At 28.6% G+C, this 25,462-nt stretch carries 18 protein-coding genes and 1 tRNA gene; 9 read left to right on the top strand and 10 right to left on the bottom strand.

The genetic code is table 4. From position 1 onward, the window contains the following. Positions 1-61 precede the first annotated feature (61 nt). From VY93_RS01820 to VY93_RS01790, 7 genes are read right to left on the bottom strand one after another with little or no spacing between them, the layout of a single operon-like run. A complete protein-coding gene (locus VY93_RS01820; protein ID WP_020003184.1) occupies positions 62-2,374 on the bottom strand; it encodes a P68 family surface lipoprotein in 2,313 nt (770 codons plus the stop codon). A gap of 19 nt (positions 2,375-2,393) precedes the next feature. Then, a complete protein-coding gene (locus tag VY93_RS01815) occupies positions 2,394-3,944 on the bottom strand; it encodes a coiled-coil domain-containing protein (RefSeq protein ID WP_020003183.1) in 1,551 nt (516 codons plus the stop codon). Beyond that, on the bottom strand, positions 3,944-4,219 hold the full coding sequence (locus VY93_RS01810; RefSeq protein ID WP_020003182.1) for a hypothetical protein: 276 nt from the start codon (positions 4,217-4,219) through the stop codon (positions 3,944-3,946). Before VY93_RS01810 ends, VY93_RS01815 begins: the two co-directional genes overlap by 1 nt. Before the next feature lie 2 nt (positions 4,220-4,221). Then, entirely contained in the window at positions 4,222-5,244 is a 1,023-nt protein-coding gene (locus VY93_RS01805; protein ID WP_020003181.1) for a carbohydrate ABC transporter permease, read from the bottom strand. Continuing rightward, positions 5,186-6,238, bottom strand: coding sequence for a carbohydrate ABC transporter permease (locus VY93_RS01800; protein ID WP_020003180.1), 1,053 nt, complete (start codon positions 6,236-6,238; stop codon positions 5,186-5,188). Before VY93_RS01800 ends, VY93_RS01805 begins: the two co-directional genes overlap by 59 nt. Further along, complete coding sequence (locus VY93_RS01795; protein ID WP_020003179.1) at positions 6,222-8,297, bottom strand: ATP-binding cassette domain-containing protein; 2,076 nt, start codon at positions 8,295-8,297, stop codon at positions 6,222-6,224. The genes VY93_RS01800 and VY93_RS01795 overlap by 17 nt, the downstream gene beginning before the upstream one ends. A 42-nt stretch (positions 8,298-8,339) precedes the next feature. Further along, the gene (locus tag VY93_RS01790) at positions 8,340-10,703 is read right to left on the bottom strand and encodes a P68 family surface lipoprotein (protein ID WP_020003178.1); all 2,364 of its coding nucleotides are present in this window, start codon (positions 10,701-10,703) and stop codon (positions 8,340-8,342) included. Positions 10,704-11,122: 419 nt separating this feature from the next. Here VY93_RS01790 and VY93_RS01785 point away from each other — a divergent pair, with 419 nt between their 5' ends. Continuing rightward, a complete protein-coding gene (locus VY93_RS01785) occupies positions 11,123-15,724 on the top strand; it encodes an SGNH/GDSL hydrolase family protein (protein ID WP_020003177.1) in 4,602 nt (1,533 codons plus the stop codon). Between the two features lie 816 nt (positions 15,725-16,540). On the opposite strand, the gene VY93_RS03865 is transcribed toward VY93_RS01785, so the two are convergent. From VY93_RS03865 to VY93_RS01770, 3 genes are all read right to left on the bottom strand, one after another. Further along, positions 16,541-16,873, bottom strand: a complete 333-nt coding sequence (locus VY93_RS03865) for a hypothetical protein (RefSeq protein WP_027332489.1) — start codon at positions 16,871-16,873, stop codon at positions 16,541-16,543. A 346-nt stretch (positions 16,874-17,219) separates the two neighbouring features. Beyond that, positions 17,220-17,293, bottom strand: a tRNA-Gly gene (locus VY93_RS01775). Positions 17,294-17,505: 212 nt separating this feature from the next. Next, on the bottom strand, positions 17,506-18,357 hold the full coding sequence (locus VY93_RS01770) for a DegV family protein (RefSeq protein ID WP_020002934.1): 852 nt from the start codon (positions 18,355-18,357) through the stop codon (positions 17,506-17,508). Between the two features lie 83 nt (positions 18,358-18,440). Between VY93_RS01770 and VY93_RS01765 the strand changes: the two genes are divergently transcribed. Genes VY93_RS01765 through VY93_RS01730 form a run of 8 tightly spaced genes read left to right on the top strand, consistent with a single transcriptional unit; the run spans position 18,441 to position 25,438 of the window. Then, positions 18,441-19,883 (top strand): hypothetical protein, encoded by a 1,443-nt coding sequence (locus VY93_RS01765; RefSeq protein ID WP_020002935.1) that lies wholly within the window; start codon positions 18,441-18,443, stop codon positions 19,881-19,883. 8 nt (positions 19,884-19,891) lie between these two features. Beyond that, entirely contained in the window at positions 19,892-20,362 is a 471-nt protein-coding gene (locus tag VY93_RS01760; RefSeq protein WP_020002936.1) for a transcription antitermination factor NusB, read from the top strand. Then, complete coding sequence (locus VY93_RS01755; protein WP_020002937.1) at positions 20,334-20,834, top strand: hypothetical protein; 501 nt, start codon at positions 20,334-20,336, stop codon at positions 20,832-20,834. The genes VY93_RS01760 and VY93_RS01755 overlap by 29 nt, the downstream gene beginning before the upstream one ends. A 3-nt stretch (positions 20,835-20,837) precedes the next feature. Beyond that, complete coding sequence (locus VY93_RS01750) at positions 20,838-22,001, top strand: aminotransferase class V-fold PLP-dependent enzyme (protein ID WP_020002938.1); 1,164 nt, start codon at positions 20,838-20,840, stop codon at positions 21,999-22,001. Next, entirely contained in the window at positions 21,988-22,416 is a 429-nt protein-coding gene (locus VY93_RS01745; protein WP_020002939.1) for an iron-sulfur cluster assembly scaffold protein, read from the top strand. Before VY93_RS01750 ends, VY93_RS01745 begins: the two co-directional genes overlap by 14 nt. Next, complete coding sequence (locus VY93_RS01740; protein WP_020002940.1) at positions 22,403-23,644, top strand: Y-family DNA polymerase; 1,242 nt, start codon at positions 22,403-22,405, stop codon at positions 23,642-23,644. Before VY93_RS01745 ends, VY93_RS01740 begins: the two co-directional genes overlap by 14 nt. 1 nt (position 23,645) lies before the next feature. Further along, positions 23,646-24,731 carry a nicotinate-nucleotide adenylyltransferase gene (locus VY93_RS01735; protein WP_020002941.1) on the top strand — a complete coding sequence of 362 codons (1,086 nt, stop codon included), beginning with the start codon at positions 23,646-23,648 and terminating at the stop codon, positions 24,729-24,731. Continuing rightward, complete coding sequence (locus VY93_RS01730; protein ID WP_020002942.1) at positions 24,731-25,438, top strand: pseudouridine synthase; 708 nt, start codon at positions 24,731-24,733, stop codon at positions 25,436-25,438. Before VY93_RS01735 ends, VY93_RS01730 begins: the two co-directional genes overlap by 1 nt. Positions 25,439-25,462: the final 24 nt, after the last annotated feature.

The following is a 25,462-nucleotide window of genomic DNA, read 5'->3' as shown; positions in this document are numbered from 1 at the left end:
AAAAAATAAATATCTCTACTAAAAGCTATTTACTTTTATTATTAATTAGGAAATTTAGTTATTAGTTGTTAGTAGCTCTAACGGTTGATACAACACTTTCTGCAAATTGATCAAATGTTGGGGCATTTGTACCATTTTGAGAAGAATTTTGAACTGTACTAAATTGTGAGTTAATTCCTGATCTAAATTCGTTTTGAAGTGTTGTTCCAGGTGAGTAATATGCAATATTTTTATCTGGATCTGCTGAAACTAGAAGGAATTGGTTATATGCTGATAATGCGTAAGGGTTTTTTAATCCTTCAAAAATTTGTTTTGTTGCTGGTTTTGAAAATTCTGTTGTAGGAGTTACGTATCCAACTTTTCTTTGGAAGTATTCAATTGCAGTTTCCATTTTTGTTGCATCAGTAGCATCAAAGTTTAATTTTTTATTTGATAGAAGTCATTTTAGGAATAATCTTGTAGCGTTATTTCCTGCTTCATTTGAGTGAATTCCAATTAAGCTTGGCCCTTGAACGTATACAACGTTTTTAGGGTTTTCATTTTTTCATTTTCCAGGAACATTTAACGCAATAATTTCATTTTCATTTAATTGGTTTGCGGTTGTTATTGATTTAACTGTATATCCAAGTGAAGATAAAGCAGTTCCGTCAGTCATTCCATCTTTAACTAATACAAATACTGCGCTTACGCCTCTAGAGCTTTTTCCAGTACCCATATAAACAAAGTTACTATTTGAAGCAGAAGCAGCTGATTGTACTTTTTTCACCATTTTATCTAAATCAACTTTAGAATCTTGACCTGTATTTTGAAATAATACTAAAACTTTTGAGGTTTCTGTTTTTACTGCAACTCCAGCTTTAAATGCTGTGTCGTCTGCTTTTTTATCTAATTTATATCCGTTTCTTCCTAAAGCGCTTTCTTGAACATCGCTTGTGCTTAGGTAAACTTCATATGAAGGTTTTTTATCGGTTGCACCTTTTTTAAGAGTGTAATCTACTTTATAATTAGCTGTTTTTGTAGCAGCTTCAACTACACCTGAGTTAAGAGTTGAAGTTGAATATGAAGGAACTTCTGAGTTTACATATTCCTTTGAATTAGTTACTTTTGTAGAGTCGATATATGATCTTCCTCAGTGTGATGTTGAAACAATTCCCATTGCGAATCTATGTGTAATCATTAAAGTTGTTGTACGAACGCTTCCGGCATTGTTTTGGAAAACAAGTCCACCATTTTTTGAGGTTTCAACAAATTTATCATAAATTTCTTTACCTTTATCTTGAGTTGGTGATCCCTTTGTTGTAAGACCTGTATATGATGCACCAGGAACTCCATTTGTTTTTGTTGGAGCTTCAACTCCTAAGCTATCATCTCCACCATTGGCTGCAAGAACTTGTGATTGATATGTTCCAGCAGGATCATCAATCCCAATAATGTGAAGTTGTCCTGATGGATTATTTCTTGTTTTAGTAAATAAATCTTGAGCTTTTTTAGCAAAGTCAGTTAATGGTGAAAAAGCTCTGAAAGTATCCATGCTAACTTCATATCCACTTAAAGCTGCTTTACCATCATTGCTTACTTCACCTCACAGTTCTTTAACTGCTTCTCTATCGGCTGCACCTTTAGCTTTTAAGTCATCATAGAATGATTTAAAGTCAGAATCGCTCATTTTTAATGTTGCACCATTTTCTTGCATTTTATCTAAAATGTAAGATAAAACAGGAGCGTTAACTGCTAGTGTTGTTCCAGATTTTAAAAATGGAAGAATATATGAACCAGCATTAACAACAAATGAGGTTCTTGTGTTTTCACCGGTAAATTGTGGTGAAAAGCTGCTTAAGTCAACATTTAATCTTCTATCTAAAGAGTTAAAGTTTAAAAGCATGTTGTATTCTGCTAATCTAGCAGCTACGTTTGAATAATTAAGCGTTAGGTTATAAAATGAAGAGGTATTTCCAGCTCTTAAATAGTTAGCAACTTGTTTGTTACCATCTGAATAACCATTTCCAGCATTTTGAACAACAAGTTGTTTGTAAAACGGTGAAGCTTTTACTTCTGCATCAGCATTATAAACTTCTGCAAATCTTTGAAGAACTCTAAATCTTTCTTCTCCTTCGCTTCATGGAGCACCAAGAACGATTCTATCGCTTGCATCTTGATCGAATTTTTTATTTCTAGCAGAAGGATTTACTCCAGCGCTTGAGTTATTAATTCTTTTTCATTCTTCAGGAGAAACTTCGTTCTGCTTAATATTGAATTCTGAACCGGTATTACCACCAGATCCACCATCAGTTTTATCTCCACAAGAAATAACTGAAGATAAAGCGAAAACAGATAGCGCACCACTAGCCGCTAGAACTATTTTTTTATTTTTCATTATATGTCTAAAATTTCCTTTATTGTATGTTTGATTTTATATGGGCTATATCTTTAAACTCTGAGTCAATTTTATAATTGCTAGGTAAAGATATATATAATTGTACTTTATAATTTAAATTATTCAATACATTATTTGAAGAATTTTCTTCACCTAATTTATCGACCATTAAATAGTCTTTATATACATCAATAATTTTTCATTTTGAGTCTTTGTAGTCAAAGACTTCAAGTCATCAAATTGTTTGTTTTTTAGTCTCTCCTGGGTTTGCAGGATCAGCCTCTTGATAGCTTCCACGAATGATTTGAGTTTTATATGCACCAAAGGTAAATAAAATTTTGGCAAATAATTCATTTAAATGGTAAATATCAGTAAATGAATTTCTGCTATTTCTTGCAAATTTAGATTTGATTTTATCGATATCTTCTTGATAAAAAGCTACTAATTTATCTAATTCGTCTTGCTTTTGTTTTTTGAGATTTTCATCAGCATTTGTAGAATTATTTAAAGCTACTAATTCATCTGATAGATTTTTCATTTCTTGTCTATCTGAGTTAAATTTTTCAATTTCTTTTTCAGCGGTATCTTTAATATCTTGAAAGCTTTTAAGACTTTGTGATAGTGATTGTCTTTGTGCTGAATTACTTGTAGATGAAATAGTTTTTTCGATAGCTTCAATGCTAGCTTGCGCTGAAGTTATTCTATTTCTAACAGAAGTTATGCTTTCAAAGAAAAGTAAATGTGGATATAAAGATACAAATCTCTGATAGTCTGATAAAAATAGTTTTTGCAGCTCTGGATCGTCAAGTGTGTCGCTATCTAAAACTTTAAATCCATCATCTTTTCCTCTAGTACTTGGGTTAACTCCATCGATTAGATATGTAGCTCCAAAACCAGAATTAATTCCTAAAACGCTTTGGAATTTTTCAGGTTCAGCGGCTACTTTATTATCTTCTTCTTTGTTTATGAAAAATGAAAATTCTCTAAAAATTGATCTAGCCATTTGGTAGGCTTTTTCAATGTTGTTTTGGAAGTCTGATAAAGTTAAAAATTCACTTTTATATTTTTCTTCGATTGGGTTAAATATAAAAGTAGGGATGGTATTAAATATTCCTTGAGGAACTGAAAAATTAACTCTTTTAACAGTGTCGTTACTGAATTTTAGATAGTCATTTTTTGTGTTTTTATTCACTAAATAAGACGCGTAAAATGGAGTATCTTTTAAAAACTCTTCAAGAGCTTTTCTAATTTCATCTTCAGTGGCACTAACGCTAGATCCATTGATTTTTTGAGTTAGAGAAAATCCTGAAATATTGGCTTTAATACGATAGTCAAAATCACTAAAAGTATATGTTAATAAATTTGAACTATATAAAGCATCTAAAAATTTTTGAACAACTAAATTTTGATGCTTTGGCATTGATTTTTGTTTTTCTAAAATGGCATTTTCATTTAAAAATGTTCTAGCAAATTTAATGGTTTTATCATTTTCATATAAACATGAAACGCTAATAGCAGGAAGAGTCAGCACTGCAGCTCCAGCTAGGAAAAATTTAAGTTTTTTTCTCATTATCCAAACATCTCCGCGTATTTTCATGATTTAAATCCAGCATAAGAAATCGCGCTTCCCATTAAAGTAATAATTGAAAAAAAGGCAATAGCTCCAATAGCGTAAGCTTTGATAAATCCATAGCTATTGGTAATGGTGGTATCTAGCTCTACCTGGCGAGCTAAAGCTAGAGTATTTTCAATAGTAACAATCATTGATGAAAGCACTATTATCATAATAAGTGAAAAGATGGCAGTTAATAATCAAAGAGTAACTTTTAATTTGTATTTTTTCATAACTACCCTTTAATTGTGCTTCCTTGTCTTGAGATAGCTGCCATAATTCTTTTTCTAAATAATAGATAAACTAAAAACATTGGAAGAATTGCAATAATTGATGCTGCCATTTTTACGTTTTGTTGAATGTTTGCCGATGAATCTTGAACATCAGGATCTATTCCGGCTTTAAATAATCAAACTGATAGAACTTGGAAATCTTTTGTGCTTCCAGTTGAAGTTAGCGAAGGTCATAGGTAGGCATTTCACGCCGCTAGAGCTGTTAGTATTACCACGGTTAATGTGGTAGGTAAAACCATAGGAGCGGCAATTTTTAAAAAGTATTTGTGTCCTACAGCTCCATCTACTAGTGCTACTTCTTTAATTCTATCTGGAATAGCTTCAAAGGCAGTTTTATACATTATCGCGTTAAATATGCTAGCAACAAAAGGAAGTGCTATTGTTAAAACAAATCCAAAGTATGTAGCGTTAAGTTTTAATCTAAATACCACTTGTAGCTGTCCAGAAAGAAGTGCTATTTCTGGAAGAACTAAAAGCGCTAAAACAAAGAATCAAATAACGTTTTTTCCTCTTCAGTTTTTAAGGCTAAATGCATATCCCATAAGCATGGTTACTATAACTTTTAGCACCACTGAAACTAAAACGTTTAAAAAGGTAATAATTAGCGAGTTTCAATACCCAGTTGAAAATGCTCTTGTATAGGTATTTTGAACTACTTCTTTTCAAGGAAGATCTTGAAGAGCTCCATTTTTAAAGCTAGGCCCTTTAGAAAATGAAGGAATAAGTTTAAATTCGTTGGCTAGATTTTGTGATTCAATATCGTTAAAAAGCGAAAGGCTTATCATTAAGAAAAACGGAAATAAAATAATTACACCAAAAAAACAAAGTGAAATTAATTTTAAAACGCTAGAAAATAAAACGCCAGTAAAACTCGAATCTTTAACTATTGATGAAGATTTTTCAGCACTAGCTTTTAATTTTCTTTGATTGAAGTAAATCAGTGTTTTTAACTTTAACCCAAACATTTCTCTCCCCTAAGAATGTAAATGATAATTGAATCGTGAAAAATCCTCCACGAATCACAGATGAATAGATAATTCCGATTATAAATAATGAAAGCGATGCAGCTCCGGCTAGTTGGAAGTTTCCAATTTGAGTAACTATATAAACATAAATCATTATAGTTGAAGCACCATTGGCTACCGCGTCAGTTGGACTATTTTGAAATAATGCAAGTGGGAAAACTTTAATTCCACCGATTATTCCCAGCGTAATTAAAAAGTTTATAGTTCCTTTAATAGAAGGAATTGTAATTGTAAAAAAGGTTTTAATTCCACCACAACCATCAATTGCAGCTGATTTGTACAAGTTTTTGTCAATTCCAAGCATTGCGGTTGTAAATATTAAAATGTTAAAGGCAAGCCCTCCTCAAACTCCGTTAATAATTAGCGCTACTAATGCATTAAAAGTTTGAGTATTTCCAGTTTGAAGTCATGGAGTATTTCCGCCTATTATTTGATTTAATATCCCATTTGAGGCAAATATTTGTACAAAAGCAAGTGAAATTGCTACTGAATTTGTTATATATGGCATAAAGAAAACAGATTGTCATATACCTTTAGCGTATTTTCGATATAAAGATGCAATTAAACTTGATATAACAAGTGAAATAATCATTACAAATGGAAGAACTAATATTCCATAAATAAATGAGTTTCTAAAACCGATTGCAAATCTAATGTCAGTAAATGTAGTTACGTAGTTTTGAAGCGTAAATCTATTTGCCCGATCAGTAAATGAGGTTTGAATGTTAAAAATTAAAGGTATAACGGTAAATAAAATAAGTAAAAATATCGCAGGAGAAAGAATTAAAAGTGTCTTTCAAGCTGGAATTTTTTTATCTAAAACTGTTGATGAAATAGTTTTTTTACCTTGCGATTGTTTTTTAATTAAAAACTGTTGCGCGAAAAGCTTGGTTTTTAAAAATTCTTTAACAGGATTTTTAGCTTGCAACTTCATATTCAAGCCTTTCAGAAGTTAAGCTATCAAAAACGTGAAGTTTATTAACTGGCAAGCTAAAGTGAATTTCATCATATAGCTTGTAGTTAGCGTCGTTTGATACTAAAAAGTTAACATTACCCACATTTTCAATTTCAACTACTAATTTAGATTCTTTACCGAAGTTTTCTTTTACGATAATTCTTCCGCTAAAGTCGGCATCTTTTTTATATCTATGTAAAACAAAATCTTCAGCTCTAACTCCAATTTGAAGATCAGCAAAGTCTTTATTTGCTACTTTAAATTTATTTTTTAGAGTTAAATTATTAACTTTGATTTTATTTTTTTCAAAAGTTGCAGGGAAGAGTCCCATTTCAGGCATTCCAAGGAATTTGGCCACAAATAAGTTATTTGGTTTGTTATATAGCTCGATAGGAGAACCAATTTGTTTTACTTTACCAAAATCCATACAAATAACGATGTCAGAGATGCTCATTGCCTCTTCTTGGTCGTGAGTAACAAAAACGGTTGTTATTTTAAGAGATTGTTGAATCTGTCTAATTCATTGACGAGTTGAAATTCTAAGTTTAGCATCTAAGTTTGATAGCGGCTCGTCCATTAATAAAATATCTGGTTTTTTAACAATAGCTCTAGCGATAGATACCCTTTGTTGTTGACCACCTGAAAGTCTTGTTGGTTTCTTTTGAAGAATTTTGGTAATTTCAACTCTTTTAGCAACTTCCATAACTTCGTTGTGGATTGCTTTTTTAAGTGAAACGTTATCTTTTGAGTATTCTTTTAGTTTTTCATGTTTTTCTTCTGATCATGAATTTTGAAACTCTTTAAGATTTTTACCTTCAAGGTGTTTTCTAAGCTCTCTTCATTTATCGAAGAAAACTTTTTCAGCTACTAGTGGAAGTCTTTTTAGATGAGTTTTAAGAGTTTTATATTCTTGGTTTTCATCTAAGATTTTTTTGAAGTCTTCTTTAGCTTTTTTATAAGCTTCTAGTTTTAGGGCTAAGTTTTGTTTGTCAACGGTAGAAAGCTGCTGATTTTCTAAAGCAAAGTTTAGTTTTAATAAGTCTTGGGTTAGCTTTAAAACTAGTTTAAGAAGTTTTTCTCTATCTCAGTAGCTGTATTCTTTTAGCTCTTTTGATCTTAGCTCTTTTAAAAGATCTTTAAGCTCTTTAACTTGAGTTTTTTTAGTTTCTAGATCTGTTTTTAAATCAAGCTTGAAGTCAAATTTTGAATCTGATAAAAAGCTAGCGTCTTTTCATGAAGTTTCTACGATATTATTTTGCTTAGCAAGCTTATAGTCATCGGCTACTTTTTTAGAAGCAAAGTTGTATTCTTCTTTTGCCTTTTTTTGCTCTTCTAGTGTTTTTTTAGCGCTTAGTGTTTTTTTGGCATTATATTTAACTGATTCTAGTTTATATTCAGAGTGAGCTTTTTCGAGATCATCGCTAAGCTTAGCATAAAGAACTGAATTTTGGTATTCAAGTTCGTTTTTGATAAATCTTCATCTTAAAAATGAATTTTTAAGCTCTTCTAGCTCGGCTTTAGGAACGTTCATATCTTCTAGATATAAAAGATCAATATCCATTCTTGCCTTAATTCTTTTCATGAAAGTTTTATTTTTTCAGTTTTCATCATTTTTAAGCGGGAAGGTTATATTTGAATAAACGCTTAAATGAGGATATAAAGCATAGTTTTGGAAAACGAACCCTAGCTTTCTTTTTTGAGGAGTAAAATGAGTTACGTCTTTTCCTCTAAAAAGAATTTTTCCACTAGTAGGAGTTAGCAGCCCTGCGATGGCATTTAGTGTTGTAGTTTTTCCACAACCTGAAGGCCCTAGCAGAGTAATAAGCTTTCCTTCTGGGATTTTAAATGAAACGTTATCAACGGCTAGCGTTTCACCAAAGTCAATGTTAAGGTTTTTAAGTTCGATAGATGAGATATCTTTTTCGTGCTGCTTATCGTAGATTTCACGATATTTTTTAAGCGCAGCCATATCTTCATCGGTAACTTGAAGCTTATTTAGATTAACTTGTTTTAAAAGTTTTTTAATGGTATTTAACATTTTTTGTTTATTTAATCCTTAAAGTTAATATAAAAGATTTTTTTAGTTTGAAGATCCAAAGATTTCAGTAAATGAATTTACAAATGCTTCAAAGCTTTGTAGCTTATCAGCTGAAGTATTTACTAAAGCTTGGTTACCTAGATTTCTAAAGGCTGAATCTAAGGCTTGATCAAATAAATCACCAAGTTCTGATCCAGGAGGCTCGTATGTTGTTCAGTTTTGTGGATCTTTAGCTGCACTTGAAAATACTTCAAGAGCATTATCTAGAAAGCCATTGTTGAATTTAGTTGTTGAAGTTTCAAAACTAGCAATAGGCATTAAATATGACATTTGTCTTTGGAAAAATTCTGAAGGACTAGCGCTAACTTCATTGTTTTTTCCACTAAAGAAAGTGTAAGTTTTTTTGTTTGTTACTAGCCAGTGAACAAAAGCTTTTGTAGCGTTATCGTCTTCTTCATTGGCTTTAATTCCAATTAGACTTGGCCCTCTTAAAAAGGCCACATTTTTAGTTGAATTTTTATTTCATTTTCCAGGAGCATTCATTACCACTAATTCAGATTTATTTAGTGAATTAGCAGAAGTTAGCTGGCTAACACTAGCTCCTAGCTGTTTTCCGTATTTTTCTAAGTCAGTTTTTACAAAATTATTATTTGAAGTTTTAACAAATACAAGAACTGCATTTCTAGGTCTAGATGACGATCCACCTTTAGCAACTCCAGCATATACAAGTTCTTTTTTAGTATCTTTTGATGCTAGATTCATAACTTTAGCTTTCATGGTTGCTAGTTGATTATCATCATTACTTGATTGTCTTAAAATTAGAAGTTTGTAATTTTCTTGATTGTCATCTTTAGTAACTTCAGCTAAAGCGGTTTTAAGTGCTTGATCTGATTCAACATCTACCATGTGGAAATCTGATCCTGAAGCAGTTTTGCCACCTGAGGCTATTAAAGCGTTATTGTTTTTACCAAAGCTTAGTAGCACTTCATTGGTTTTATTTTTATCTTTAGCACTTGCGCTAAGATATTCACTACCTTGCTTAAAGCTTACAAAATATCTATTATTATAATTAGAAGCCGCTGGGTTATCGTTATCATCAAAGCTAAATTTATCTAGCGAGCTATCAAAGGTAAATCTTAAAGCTGATGCTGCGATATCGTCAATAAAGTTATATAAATAACCAGCAGTTGATCCTATAGAAAGCGCAAAGTTATGATAAATTTGCTTCCCTGATGAATATTGCCCTAAAGGCTGAAGTACTACTGCGCCAGAACCGGCTGCGTCTTTTAGCTTGTTATAAACTGTTCTAGCTGCAACTTGAGCAGGAGAACCAGTAGTTGAAAGTGAATTGTAGCTTACTTTATTAGTTCCTGCTACCTTGCTAGGAGCTTCTAGTGATTTAGAGTAGTCATTTCCTACAATTGGAAAAACACTAGTTTTTAAAGTAACGGTAGAAAAGTCCATTCCAACAATATGTAAATCGTTTTGATTATTTGCAGAGTTGGTAAATAATTTTTGAGCCACTATTGCAAAGTTTAATAAATCTTCATATTTATTAAACATATCTTTAGATATTGTTAAATTCGCTGATGTAACTAAAGTTCTAGCGTTATCAACTGGATTTCCTCATTTTTGTTTGATAAATTCCAAATCTGATGAAGAAGTTTTCATTAATGCGTTATAAAAGTCTTGGGTATCTTTATCTTGCGATAATGTAGCGCCATTATCTACCATGGTTTTAAGAATGTAATATAAAACCGGTCCGTTTACTGATGAAACCATAGTTGATTTCATCGCTGGCAAAATATATGTGGATGGGTTTTTAATGTTTTCGGTGTTTGTATTAGCATCGGTAAATAAGCTGCTAAAAAGCGAAACATCGGTATCTAGATTTTCTCTTCCAAGAGAGTCATTAAAGCTTAGTAGCATATTGCTTTTTGCAAGCTCGGCTGCCACGCTTGGGTGATTAAGCACTAGATTGTAAAATGCGCTTTTATTTTTAGCTTTTAAATACTGGGCTACTTTTTTAGCTCCATCTGAATAAGTTGATCCGATTTGTTCAACTTCAACAGGCTTGAAAAATCCAGCATATTTAGTCTTAACATCAGGATCTGAGTTATATGCGTTGGCTAGCTCAACAAGTGCGTTAGCTTGTGCGGTAGATCCTAAAAAGTTAGCCGCTAGCACGATTTTTTCTTTTTTATCCTGCTGGAAGGCGTTATTTCGCCCTTCGGGATTGGCTCCTAAAAGTGAATTAGCTCTTCTTTCTTGCAACTCGCCTTGGCCATTAACTGGATTATTACTTCCAGGATTGCCGCTTTGATTTGCTCCAGAGCAAGCTATTGCACTAAGGCCTAAACCTATAGAAGCTATAGCTGATAAAGAAATAAAAATTTTCTGTTTCATTTTTTATAAAAAATAAAATAAAGTCCTTACAAATAATAAAAATTTTCTAACTAAGAAAAACAAAAAAGAAATAAAGCAATCTAAAATTCAACAAAAATAAGTTCAATGTAGTTGTTTATTCCTTGGAATAATTATATAGCAAATTAATAAAATTTTTCCTATTTTTTTAGCGCTATTTTTCGGTTAAATAATTAAATTTTGCAAAATTTCTAAATTTAAAATTAGCAAAAATTTTTAGTTAATTTTCTTAAAAATTTTGTAGATTTTATTACTTAAAATCAATAGGTTTTATATAATTATAGAATATGAAAAAATTCATTTATTTTGCATAGAATTGTTTGCTGTGAAAATTTTCATTTAATATTTGTTTTATCAATTTTATTTTGATGAAAGATGACTATAAAATTTACTAAAAAAATATGAAAAAGAAAAAACTTTTAATTTTATCTTCTTTAGTTTTAGGAAGCTTAATTTTAACCACTTCTTGTGGCATTAAGCTAGCTTTAGATAAAGATAATCAAAAAACTCAAGTAGCTTCAGCTTTAGATAAATCAAGTAAATTCATTGATTTAAATACTAAAGTTAAATACGTAGCGATTGGAGATTCAATTACCGCTGGTTTTGATGGAACATTGCCGCAAGACTATCCTGGGGAGTTAAAAAATAATGAAGTAACCGGGAGCAGTTATGCTGCCTTTTTGGCTAAGATCTTACAAGATCAAAACCGTCTTGATGATTTTAAAAACTACGCCATTAGCGGAGCTACTACATTTCAGTTTATGCGTCTTCTTGGCGTTATATACTCAAAGCCTAATGATTCAAATCTAAATATTTTTGGAAAAACTCAAGCAGAGCAAAAAAGTCTAGCAAGCGAATTAAAAAATAAATTAAAAGATGCAAACCTAGTTACTTTAACACTAGGAGCTAATGACTTTTTTGATTTGTTATTTTTTGAAATTCAAAATAGCAATTTAAATGAAAATAGCATAAAGCAAGCAATTCTTGATTCTAAAGGTAATAATAATTTAATCTTTACGAATTTATTTAAAAACATAATAATAGAGATCAAGGCAAGATTAAATGCGTTTTTAGCGGCGCTTAAAACGCTAGCACCAAGAGCTAATATTAATTTAGTTTCATATCCAATGCCGCTTTTAAGACTAAAAGAGACTTTAGATGCTTATTTAAAACAATACTTTGGAAATTTAGATTTTTCAGTATTAGAATCGCTAACTACAAGTATTAATAGTCTTTTAAAAAGCCTAGCAACTCCTGAAAAAGAAATTTATTACGTTGATGTTTTTAATAGCGATTATTGAATTAAAAACGCCGACGAGCTTTCAACTATATTTTTCGATATTCATCCAAACTATAAAGGCTATAAAAAAATGGCAATGGATATTTATCTAAAAATAACTAGAAGCGCCAAAGTTAATTTAGATGATCTTTCTAAATACGACTTTAACTTTGATTATTTAAATGATGATTCAAAAACCTTAAAATATCAACTTGAAGTAAGCCAAGATAGCGCAGAGATTTTTGGAGAATCTAGCGAAGAGTTTTTAAATAAAAATGATGACTTAACATCATTTGTAAAATCAAAAGTAGATACTAGCAATTTTGGAAAAAGAATAGTAGCTCTTTCACAAATATTTAGCTTTATAACTAATAAAGCTCTTGACGTATTTTTAACCAGCGATATATATAAAAATTTAGATCCACAAGGTAAATTAAAAGCATTATTAAATAAAGCGCCAGAGTCAGCTAGTGATAAATCTAATAAAGAAAAATTCTTAGAGTTTTTATATGATTCGAATTTAATCCCAAATTCAATTTCTAATCTACAAAATAATTTAGAAAAAGCTAGAAGTGAAAAATTAAAAATCGATTTTCCATTTTTAATTAGCCAAGTATCTAAATCACTATTTAGTCAAAATAATTTATTTTCTTTACTTAAATCGCTTTTAACTAGTGAATTTTTAAATGATAATTTAAACGAATTAAAAGATATATTTTTAACTATTGCAGGTAATTTAACAAAAGGTGAATTAACTGCTAATTTAGCTTCTTTTGTCTTTGATACAAAAGATAAAACTGTTACTAATTTAATTAATGCTAATTTAAAAATCGCGCTAGAAACTAAAGGAATGGCAGATGCTATTAAATTAATCTTAGATAGATTATTTAACAACACTGAGTTATTTAAAACAAGCACTGACTTTAAAGATCTGCTACAAAAAATGTTTGCAGATGAAACTTTTAAAGATGAATTTACAAAAGCTGTAGTTTCTATTACTAAATCATTAGTTGGTAATAGCGATTTAATCCAGCTAGACGCTAACGCTTTAATTAAATTATTAAATACAAATCCAGAGCAAAATCTACTTAAAGGAATAGACTCTGCAAAACAAGTTTTACTTGTAATAAATTTAATTAGATTTATAGCACTGGATTCTAATTTTGAAGAATTAGTAAAATCGTCATTTGAAATATTTTTAAATAACGATTTAGAATTAAAATTTGATTCTAATTTTATTCTTAAATTCTTTAAATACTATCTTCAAGATACAACTAAAATCTTTGAATTAATTAAAAATCTATTCAAAAGCAATTTATACACTCAAAGTAAAACTGAGTTAAAACAAGTTCTAATAAACGTTTTTGATTTACTAAAAAATAATGATAAATTCTTTGAAAGCGTTTTTGATAGTACAAATCTAAAAGAAAAACTTTTTGGAAAAGAAAATCTGCTTAAAGATTTATTTAAAATAGTGCTAAATAGCGATGAATTTGAATCACTAAAAACTGATTTAATTGAAAATCTATTTGAAACAAATGGTGATGATTCTAGATTTGATTCTTGAAATGATTTTCTTAAATCACTATTTAATCTTGATAAAAAAGATAACAACTTAACAGCTAAACTTAATAATCTTCAAAAGTTTTTAACAAATAATGAAGCCTTTAAATCTAAACTTGGTGAATTAATTTATGCAATATTATCTAACGATGCTGATACCAAAGATTTATTTAAAGGAATTAATAATCCTCAAGAATTTTTAACTAAAGTGCTTTCTATTTTCTTAGAAACTCTTCAGCCAGACTTTTTCAAAAATACATTAAATAATTTATTTAATTCTAATTTCTGAAATGATCTTCTTGCTGGAAATAATTTAAAGAGAATTTTTTCAAGCGTTGTTAGAGTTCAGGGTAATTCAAATGTAATTAGATTGTTTGCAACAATCGCATCTGATTCTAAATTCAGTGAAATTAAATCTGATCTAAAAACCTTTACAATCAATTTATTAAATGTATACAAAACTTCAATTAGTAAATTTGTTGTTGAGGTATTTACAAATAACGAAGAAGAAGCTAAAACTTTAGAAACTTCAGAAAATCAACAAGATCAAATAACTCAAGAAAACCAAGAAGAAAGCCCAAGCGTTCTTGGTAGGTTCTTTGACGATAAAGTTTTATCATCACTATTAAATCAAGAAAGTTTTAAGTTTGTAGCTAGCGATTTATTTGACTTCTTTGTAGATAATGCAGAAAGCCTTAAAAACGCTAATGGATTTTCAGATTTATTAGTAGCTTACTTTAAAGCATTGTCAGTAGCTAAAGCCAAAGCTGAATTATTAAATACACAAGTATCAACTGCGCTTTCTACTTTTAGCATCACTAGTGAAGATAAAATTAAATCTGTTGCAAAACTTTTAAATTCAACTAGTGAAAATAATTCAGAAAATTCACAAACTCCAAGCGTTGCAGATAAAGATGCAGCTAAGCTATATCAAAACTTATTAACTTGATTTAATGATGCCTTTAGCAGCACAAATGTTGATCTAGTTGAATTTGTAGCTAAGTCATTTTTCGATTTACTTAAAGAACAAAACATAAACTTTGAAGATAATCAAGAAAACAAAGACTTATTTAAAAACCTTTCAACTAGCTTATTAAAATCATTGGTTTCAAATCAATTAATTAAACAAATTCTTGATTCATTAATTGATAATGTTACAAGCGAATTTGCAACTAAGGCACAAGATAAAACTAGCGAAGCTCAAAGCAGTTCAAAAAATAATTTAGTTTTATTTGTCGATGATTCTGAAGCTGTTGGAAAAGCTAGAGAAACTCAAAGACTAGCTAAATTCCAGGAAGTATTTAAAAAATCATTATTTGCAATTGTTAAAAATGACCAAGGTCAATTCTCATTTGCAAAAATGATTTCTCTAACTGGATTTATACAAAGTTTTATCTCTGATTTTGGAGCATTAAATTTTGCTAAATTTGTAAATCTACTCTTTGATTCATCTGACTTTGCAAAAACACAAGGAGTTTATGAATATATAGCTCCATACTTTAGAAAATATAATCCAAGTGCGACCGAAAATGCAACTACAGCTGCTGCAACAAGCTCTTCGTTAAGTGATTTTGCTTTTGATATAAGTATTTTCAATTTGAAGAAAATTGAAGATTCAATTAAAGCTTTATTTAAAAGTCTAAATTCAACTTTATTAAGCGAATATATAAAACAAGTTCAAGATGGATCTATAACAGCTGAAAATCAAAAACAAAATCCTGTATTTAGAGCAATGTTTAGAATCAATACTTTAATAGTTTGATTAATTGCAAGAAAAGCTCCATTTGCCAGCCTTTGATGATATGGTCTTCTTCCTTCTATTAGAAAATCATTTAATGAACTTATAAATGAAGAAGAAAATAGAAAAAATATAGATTCTTTAGGTGAAACTGAAGAAAATAAAAAACTTAAATTACTAGGTTTAGATTCATCAAAAACTCAAACGGATTTAAACTTTATTTTTGGAAATACAGGATCAGTTTACGACTGAAATATGCCTTCAGATGCTATAGTTGCTTATATGTACTATGAAACTGATTCAAAAGTTGATCCTCATAATTCAGAGAAAAAAATATATCAAACAATTTGAGATGCAATTGTTAAAGGTTATGCCGGAGAATTAAATCAATATCAAGGACAAAATCTAAAAATAAGAAGATAAATTTTTTTAAAATTTTTTTCTAAAAAATCAAAATATAGAAATTCTTTTTTAATTAGTTTTTCTATATTTTTTTAATAACCTTCGAGTTATAATTTTATTTCCTGAGTTTCCAAGTTGGAATGAAGAAAAAACGAATACACCTATAAATAAGGCGTATTCGTCCCATATTGTAAAGTGCAAGTTACCACTTACAATTTAATAAAATTGCCGACTTTAAAAATCGGCTTTTATTTTTCATTAGTTATTATTTTTTCTTTTTTGAGTATTTGTGAATTTTGTTTCTTGGTACAAATCCTTTAGCTCTGGTATATAGTGGCATATCTTTAGGAATTAGATTTCATAAATATTTGTTTTAATTATATTCATGAAACATTTCGTTTGGATGCTTTTAATTTTTTAGGAATTTTCTTCAAGTTAGATTTAATATGTTTTAAACTTTTCAAATTTCAAGGTCATCAATTTTTTCAAAGTTAGTGCTTTTTTTGAAATATCTTCGAATGTATTTATTGATATTTTAGGTAGTTATTTTTTGATGTGAAGCATAAGGATGAGCTTTATAAATATAAATTTTTAATCTATATCTTATATAAAAAATTAAGTTAAATTTTAAGCCTTGATCTATGGTAATGGATTTGACATTAAATTCAATAGCCTTTAACTAAATTTCAAAGTTCTAAATTTAGATTTCATGGATTTTTAGTCATTATTTTTTTAATTAAAACAAATCTGATGAGTCTTTCTTGGAAAAGCAGTAAATGAGCCTTAGCTTCTCTTTTACCTTTGATTAAATTTGCTTCCCAGTGGCCAATTTTTTTCTTAATCCGATTTTAAAAGGACTAGTTCAAAAAGGCCTAACTCAGCGTTTTCAAGCAAGCCACTCTTGGAGAGATTTTTGCCTTTTGCCGCAAATACATAATTGCTTCTAAGTAAATTTTTGCGATTTATTTTTCAATTTTTTGAATTAATTCAATTGTAAATCGTTTTAATTGAAGGACATTTAATGTTATAGTTACGCTTGATAAATTCCAGAGTGCTTTCAACTGTCATTTCTTTGGCGTTATAAATTTTTAAGAATTTTTCTTTAAATTCTTTAAATTTATAAATTTCAGATTTAAGTTTAAAGTGGTTTTTAGCGAATTCTAATGTCATGATTTTCTAGCAAGCTTTGCATCATATCCATATTCACTTGAGTTTTTTAATTTCTTTAATCAATGAAGAATGACAAATTTCGAGATCTTTAGCCATTTTTCTAAGAGAAAAGTTAAAGTTTTGTAATAAAAATTTTATTTTTTGCGAATATCATAAGAAATTCGTCTATAATTTTTAATGGTTATATATGAATGCTCTCTTGAGAGCATTTTTCTTTCTTTTTGTAGTAAGTTTTTAATAAAAAAACTCCCAAAAAAATTTTAATATTTTTTTGAGAGTGATAACTTGGAAGTTACAATGTGGGAATAACCCAAGCAAAGGTTATTTTTTGGTCAATTTCTTGAAATGGAGCGAGTGAAGGGAATCGAACCCTCACAGTCAGCTTGGAAGGCTGAAGTTCTACCATTAAACTACACTCGCAAGTTGAGTAGTTTTACAGGAATTAAACTACTCAAAATTATATTTTACAGAGAAATTATTATAGAGGAGATTATAAAAATGAAAGAAGTTTTTAATCACCTTTATATATGCGTTTGTTTTTATTCTATTTACTATCTATTTACAGTGAATCTAATATGAGGCAACAACTCGCCTCAAGTAGAATTGTAGCATAAAATTTTTAAAATATACAATTATTTTTTAAATTCTTCAATTGATGGCATAAATGCTATAGCAACGGCATTTGGGCCGGTATGAGCCACTGTTACAGATGAAGCAATGCAAACCTTAGAAACAATAACATTAAATTCTTTTGCAAGCTCTAAAACTTCTGAATTTAGTTTTTCACTAAGTCCACTTATTAAATGAACTTCTAAGTTTTTGAATGTTTCTTTTAATTCTAAAACTTTATTAAATACTTTCTTTAAAGCACCAGTAACGGTTTTATTTAATTTAGCAACCATTACGTGTCCGCTTAATTTATATTCAATTAAAGGAATTAATCTTCCAGTTTTTAAAATGAACTTTTTAAATCCTTTTAGTCTTCCGCCTTTAATTAGATAATCTAAACTTTCAGGAAGAATATATGTTTGAGAGTTTTCATTTAAAAAGTTTAATTTTTCTAAAACTAAATCAAAGTTTTGATGTTTTTCATATTCTTCTTGTGCAAGAAGAGCAGCATAAACTAATTGATATCCACTAAAGTGGTTATCAAAAACATAAACATTTTCAAAGTCTTGAGAAAAAGTTTTCATATATTTACCAGTTGAAGAAATCTCGTGGTTAATTCCTAGATATAAAACTTTTTCGTATTTTTCAGATTGAGTTTTAATTGCATTTTCCATGCTTTCTAAAGTGGGTAGCGAAGTTGCTACCACTTTAGCGTCTCTAACGGTTTCTAGCATTTCCTTTGCATCTAAAATTCCATCTTGATATAATTTCCCATCAGCTTCTAGTTGAAGTGAGAGAAATTCAAACCCTAAATCTTGTGCTTCTTTTTTACTAAGACTAGAAAAAGAATCAATGATAATTCCTAATTTTTTCATGTTGTAATTATACTTTTAATATTTAAAAAAATTAAAGTTTTGTTTAGTATAATAATATAAAATCTATAAAATAGGAAAAAACAATGGCATTTTTCACAAAATCACTTAAAAATACATCGAATAGATGATCTTATTCTTGAAATATTTTCAAAAACAAAAGAATTTACTTTTCTTTAAAGGAAGGTTTGGTTTTTAATTTATTTAGCTTTCTAGTTTTACTAGTAGGAATAGCTTTAGTTATAACTACTCTTCCTGGCTTTTTCCATCTAACTGGAAATATTCCAGCTAATGCTAGTGAGGAGCAAATTGCAGCCCTTAAAGCGCTTTGAGAGAAAAATATGTTTACCTACATTTGAAGCGTTAGAGGAATTGCTATATTTTTATTTGCCCTTTCATTTGGACTTAATTTATTTAACTTAAATCAAATTAATAAAAAGGTTAAAAAATCTTTAATTTGATTTGACGTTGAAAATAATGAAAGATACGGACTTTTTGTATTTGTAAGTTTTCTTTTAAGCTTTTTTGCTCCACTTCAATATTTTTGAAACTTGTATCACTTTCAAAAGAAGATGCACTTTAGAAGTTTTTATGATTTTGAAAATAATTTAATATCTTTAGAAGACCAAAAACTGAGCTTGTTTGAAAAATTTAGTTTTTATTTAAAGTCGCCATATTTTAAAAGCCTATTTAGATTTTCAGTTTTCGATATTTCAATAGCGGCAGTGCTTTTAGGTACTTTTTTAATAGTTTCATTTATCACTAGCTTTAGCGCTTTAAAACTAACTGGAATAAATTTAGAATATATTTTCTATATAACTTTTGCTTTTGTTTTAAGATGATTTAAAGGTTCAATTCTTGCGCTTCTTGCTGACTTTTTAAATCTATTAATTAAAGGAGCTATTGGAACATACCACTGAGTGTATGCGATAGTTCCGGTATTTGTAGTATTAATATCAAGTGCGTTTTTCTACTTTTTAGAAAAATGAAAAAAAACTACTATAGTTGTAGGAAATGTGATTCTTTTAGGAGCGCTAATTGCTGTTATTGCCGTTTTTTCTTACCAAGTAGGAATTAAGCAAGTTAGCGAGATAAGAATTTCTACATTATTTGGAATTAGAAATGTATCAATTACCATAATAATTGTCTTTATAGTTCTTTCAGGAATTGTGTTTTTAACATCGCTAGGAATAAGCATTTACTACTTATACATAAGCGTTAAAAAAGATGAAGACTTTAAGCTAGATCGTAAAAAAGATTTTGCTTTTAGATTAATAATTTCATTTATCATCGTTACTATAATAGTGGTAGTTGCTAGATGGCTATGAGGACCATATGCCTACATTCGTTGATTTAGTTGAATCAATGGTAAACCTCCTAGAAATCCATATGAACTAGCTATTATTCCTATTCTTTTAAGATCTGTATTTATAATCCCTTTTTATACATTTTTAGTAGTAGCACTTATGGCACCGTTTTTTGTTTTAAAGAAAAAATATTTAGACGCTAAAATGCATCATTTATATTAGTAGGAAAAATGACTCAAAACAAACCTAAAACACAAAGGCAAAAAAGAATTGAAAAAATTCAAATTCTATATCAAGTAGAGCTATTAAACTTACAAAAAGACTTTGATTTTGTATTAAATATGGAACCATATTTAGATGCAAAGCAAACTAAAGAGGTTTTTGTAGTTTTAAAAAATTATGACTATTTTAAAAACTTTTTAGAAAGCCTTTTAGATCCAAGCTGAAATTGACAAAGACTAAGTTATATGCTTAGAGCAATTCTACTTAACGCATGTGCTGAATTTGAATTCATCGACGCTAGAATAGTAATCAACGAAGCGGTAGAAATTACTAAAATATTTTTCCAATTAACAAGCGATACATCTGCAAAAGAATATAATTCTATTGATTATAATTTATTTAAATTTACAAATGCACTTTTAGAAACTTACTACAAAACAAAGGTAAAAATTGAAGCTTTTAAATCAAACGTTAAATAAAATTCAAAAATTATTCATCGATAGCAAAACAGAGCTAGAAATTTTTTTAATTCAGTACCATAAAAAAATTATTAGCTGCTCTAATATTTTTCTTCATTTAGAAAACCTTTCAAAAAAAGAATTTTCTAAAAAAATAATTAAAGGCGGACTAAAGCTAAATGATTATAAGCATAATGAAATTATTAATTATTTAACTTTTAATAAAGTTCACAATAAAATTTCAAAAGAAGTCTTTGTTGAAATTATTGAAAACTTTTTCCAGTTTTTACATTGACACACTTTAGAGCTTGCTGCTAATCACAAGCTAGAAAAATTTGTCAATATGTTTTTCGAAAATAATATTCCAAGTAATTTTTCAAAACAAAGTTGCATTGATAATAAGCTGAAATATTATTATAATTTTTTAGAAAAATTTCAAGAAGTTGAAAATTATAATTACCTACTAATTAAAATTTTAAAAATTGTTTTATAAATTATGAAAAAAAATCTCAGAGCTAATTTTCCAATACTAAAAGATATTATCTATTTTGATAATTCCGCACTTGTATTAAAGCCACTTAGCGCCATTAATGCTCTTAGAGATTTTTATTTAAAATATTCAATTTCATCTCGAACTAGTGATACTCCTATTGGAGTTTTAGTTAACTCACAAATTCAAAGCGTTAGAGAAAAAGTTGCCAGCCTTTTAGATGCAAAAGTTAGCGAGATAATTTTTACCAGCGGAACTACCGAATCGATAAATTATTTTGTCGATATGTATGGTCATAATTTTTCTGAAAAAGATTTAATTATAGTTTCAGGATACAACCACGCTGCGAACTTACTTCCTTGAATTAATTTATCTAAAAAAAATAAATTCAAATTAATAATTACCGAAAATATAACCAGAGAAATACTAAAGCATCAAGATAAAATATCCTTGATTTCTTTAAGCGTTGAAAATAATAATTTTCAATCAAAAGAAGATTATGAATTTATAGTAAATTACTGCAAAAAATATAATGTCATTTTAGTCAATGACGCCGCGCAATCTATATCACACCAAAAAACATCACTTAATGAGTATGACGTCATTGCTTTTAGTTTTAATAAGTTTTACGGTCCTACTGGAATGGGAGTTTTAGCTTTAAAAGAAAAGCTAATTAAAAAACTTTCTCTTTCAAAATTTGGTGGAGGGAGTTTAGCTGAAGTTAAAAAAAATAAAGACTTTAATTTTAAAAATAATTTAACTTTATTCGAACCTGGAACTCCAAATATTGCTAACTTTTTCATGGCTGATAAATCGTTAGATTTCTTTAACGAAATAGGCTACGAGCAAACTCAAGAAATACTCAATGATTTAAGTTTATATTTACATGAAAAATTAACTGAAGTTAAAAATTTGGTTATTTATTCATCACCTGGTGATAACATCGCTCTTATTAATTTTAAAAACATTCCAGCACAAGATGTATCTGATTATTTAGGTTCAAAAAATATATATACAATTGCCGGAATATTTTGTTCACAATATTTAAGAAATATTCAAAGTCAATATTCTTTTGTAAGAATTTCACTTGGAATTTATAATAATAAAAAAGATATTGATAAATTAATATCAGAGCTAAAAAATGTTGAAGGTAATTATGGAATTTGATAAAGATAAAGCCAGAAAAATAATTATGGATCATTATGTAAATCCTAGGCATTTTGATAAAAACATTTTAGAAAAAAATGTTTTTTATAATAACACTTGCTCCGATAAATTAGTAGTCAATGCCACAATAGAAGATAAGAAATTAAAAGATATAAAACACTACACTCAAGGGTGCTTGATTTGCGCGTCGAGCGCTAGTATTTTTATTGATCAAATTCAAAATAAAAATTTAAGTGAAGTTTTTGAAATAAATAACTTATACAAAAAACTTTTAGATAAAAATTTATTAAGCGATAGCGAGCTTGAAAAACTTGGAAATCTATGAGTATTTTTTAATACTAAAAATCATTTCAATCGCCTTCAATGCGCTTTAATGATTTCAAAATACATAGAAAAATTAGAAGATGAATCCAAATAAAAAAAGCTTTATATTTCATATTGATTTTGATTCTTATTTTGTATCAGCTGTTAGAACTATAAAGCCATATTTAAAAAATAAACCAGTAGCTATTGCTAGAAGTTCTTATAAATCACTTGCGGTTTCAGTTTCTTATGAATTAAAAGCCAAAGGCGCTAAAGCTGGAATGACTAGAGGCGATATTTTAAAAATAGAGCCTAACACCATTTTTGTTAGCGAAGATTTTTCACTTTATACAAATTTATCAAGAAAAATATTTGCTTATTTACAAGAAAAAATTAGCCATAAAATTTTAATTGCATCAGTTGATGAATGTTATTTAGATGTCAATCATTTAGTCAATGACGAACAAAAAGCACTTAATTTAGCTAAATACACCCAAAGAAAAATTTTGGAAGTTTTTGACATTCCTATTACCATTGGAATTTCAACTACAAAATGATATGCCAAAATGACAACCAATTTAAATAAGCCATTTGGAATTGGTCTGACAAATAAAATGAATTTAATAAATATTTTAAATTTACCAATTATTGATTTTTATGGAATTGGTAAAAGCCTGGCTGAAAAACTTAAAACTTTAAATATTTATTACATTAAAGATTTATATGCTAGAAATATTGAGGATTTAAGCTTAGTTGAAGTTTTTGGCACAACTGCTTATAAATATTTAGACGCATTAAAATTTGATAAATACGAAGAAATAATTCCTGAAATAAAAAAATCAAAAGTAATCGGTCATGAATCTTCGTTTGAAAATATAAATATTCCTCAAGAAGAAGTTTTGAAAAGGTTAAAAGAAATAGTAGCACTAGTTTCTAATCGGTTAAGGTATTCTTCGCTAGTATCAAATACTATTAACGTTAAAGCTCGAATTCAATCTAAAAAGTGAATTAATAAAAACAAAAAAATACCGCAATATTGTCAAGAATTCAAATGTTTTTGAAAATATGCTTATGAAATTTATCAAAAAAATTATGAAAATAAAAAGCTAAATTCTATTGGATTTTCGGTTTCTAATTTAAAAAGTGAATACGATTTGGAAATAAATTTAAATCTCTTTGAAAAACCGATAGAAAATAGCAAAGCAATTGAAATTGCAAACCAGATTAATAGTATAATTAAAATTAATAAAGTTACAACTCTTGGTAGATATAAAAAAGAGCTTGAAAACAAAAAAGAGAAAGAAAAAATTGAATCAACTTTCAATTCATTTTTAGGAAAATAATATGAAAATAGGCATTTTTGGCGGAACTTTTAATCCAGTACATAAAGGCCACATGAAATTAGCCCAATATGCAATCGAGGAATTAAAACTAGATAAACTGCTTTTAGTTCCAAATCACATTTCACCATATAAGCTAAAACAAAAAACCATTTCAGGAAAAGATAAATTAAACATGCTTTCACTTGTTTTAGAAGACAAAATGGAAGTATGTGATTTTGAAATTAAAAGAAAAAACATCAGCTATACAATCGATACTATTAAGTATCTAAAAAATAAATATAAAAACGATGAACTTTTCTTTTTATTAGGTAGCGATAATCTTCCAAAACTGCACAAATGAGAAGGAATCGATGAAATTGCTTCATCGGTTAAAATTGCAGTTTTTAAAAGAGAAAAAGCTATTAACAAAAAAAACATTAAAAAGTTTAATTGTCTTTTACTTGATAATAATTTATTTTATGAATCATCGACTAAATATAGAAAAGGTAATTTAGAAGAAGTCGATCCTAGAGTTGCAAAATATATTGCTCAAAATTATCTATATCTAGATCAATTAATTTTCCAAGTTCAAAGTGCAAGGCTATCAAAACATTCAGTTTTTACTGCTCAAATGGCAGCCGAACTTGCTAGAAACTTAAAGCTTAATCCTAAAGATGCATATTATGCCGGACTAATGCATGATTTCGCAAAAGAATGAAGCGAAGAAAAATCAAGAGAATATATTAAAAAATACGATCCTAGTGCAGAGCTAGAATTTCATGAGCTTCATGAATACTGCGCTTATTTATGACTAAAACATGAATATCATTTAGATAATGATGATATTTTGCATGCAGTTAGAATTCATACCAATTTAGACGATAGAAGCAAGCAAAAAATTTCACTATTTGATAAGGTAATTTTTGTTAGCGATAAAATCTGTCAAGGAAGAAAATTTGCTGGTGTTCAAAAATTAAGAAAAATTGTTTTTGAAAACTTTGAAGAAGGCTTTAAAGAAGTAATTAAACACGTTATTAAATTCAATGAAGACAAAGGCGTAGTATTTTCTGATAGACAAATAAAAATCTACGAAGGTTTATTAAAATAATGCAAGAAAGATTGCAAAAAATTCTCTCTCAAGCAGGAGTTTGCTCTAGAAGAGAAGCAGAAAAATTAATTTTAGAAAAAAAAGTAAAAGTTAATGGGCAAATAGCGACTTTAGGAACTAAGGCTAGCTTTGAAGATGAAATTTTAGTTAATAATAAACCAATAACTCAAAGAGAAGAGCTAGTTTATTTTGTTTTAAATAAACCTAAAAATACTGTTTGTACTTTAAAAGATAATTTCAATAGAGTTAAAGTTACTGATTTAATTGATACCGACAAAAAAATCTTTCCAGTAGGTAGGTTAGACTACGATACTACTGGAGTATTGCTATTAACTAACGACGGAAAACTATCAAATTTATTAACTCATCCATCAAGTGAAATTAAAAGAATTTATCGTGCTAGAATTTCTGCTCCTTTAACAGATAAAGAAATGGAAATTTTATCAAAGCCAGTAATTATAAATAACCAAAGAAGTACGCAAGAAATTTATCCAGCTGATACCAAAAGTTATTACGTTGTTCTTCATCAGGGAAGCTATCATCATGTTAAAAAACTCTTTGAACTTGTTGATAAAAAAGTGCTAGATTTAAATCGAGTTGAATTTGCAAATATAACTGTTAAAAATATGCAAAAAGGTCAATATCGAAGACTAACTTTACATGAATTAAAAATTTTAAAAATGCTAGTTAACTACAAAGAAAATTAGCGTTTTTTTGTTGCAAATTTTGCT

Origin of the sequence: Mycoplasmopsis synoviae ATCC 25204 (assembly GCF_000969765.1) — a bacterium.
Lineage (GTDB): Bacteria > Bacillota_I > Bacilli_A > Mycoplasmatales > Metamycoplasmataceae > Mycoplasmopsis > Mycoplasmopsis synoviae.
Note: the sequence above shows the minus strand (reverse complement) of the source record. Positions and strands in the feature narration are given on the sequence as shown.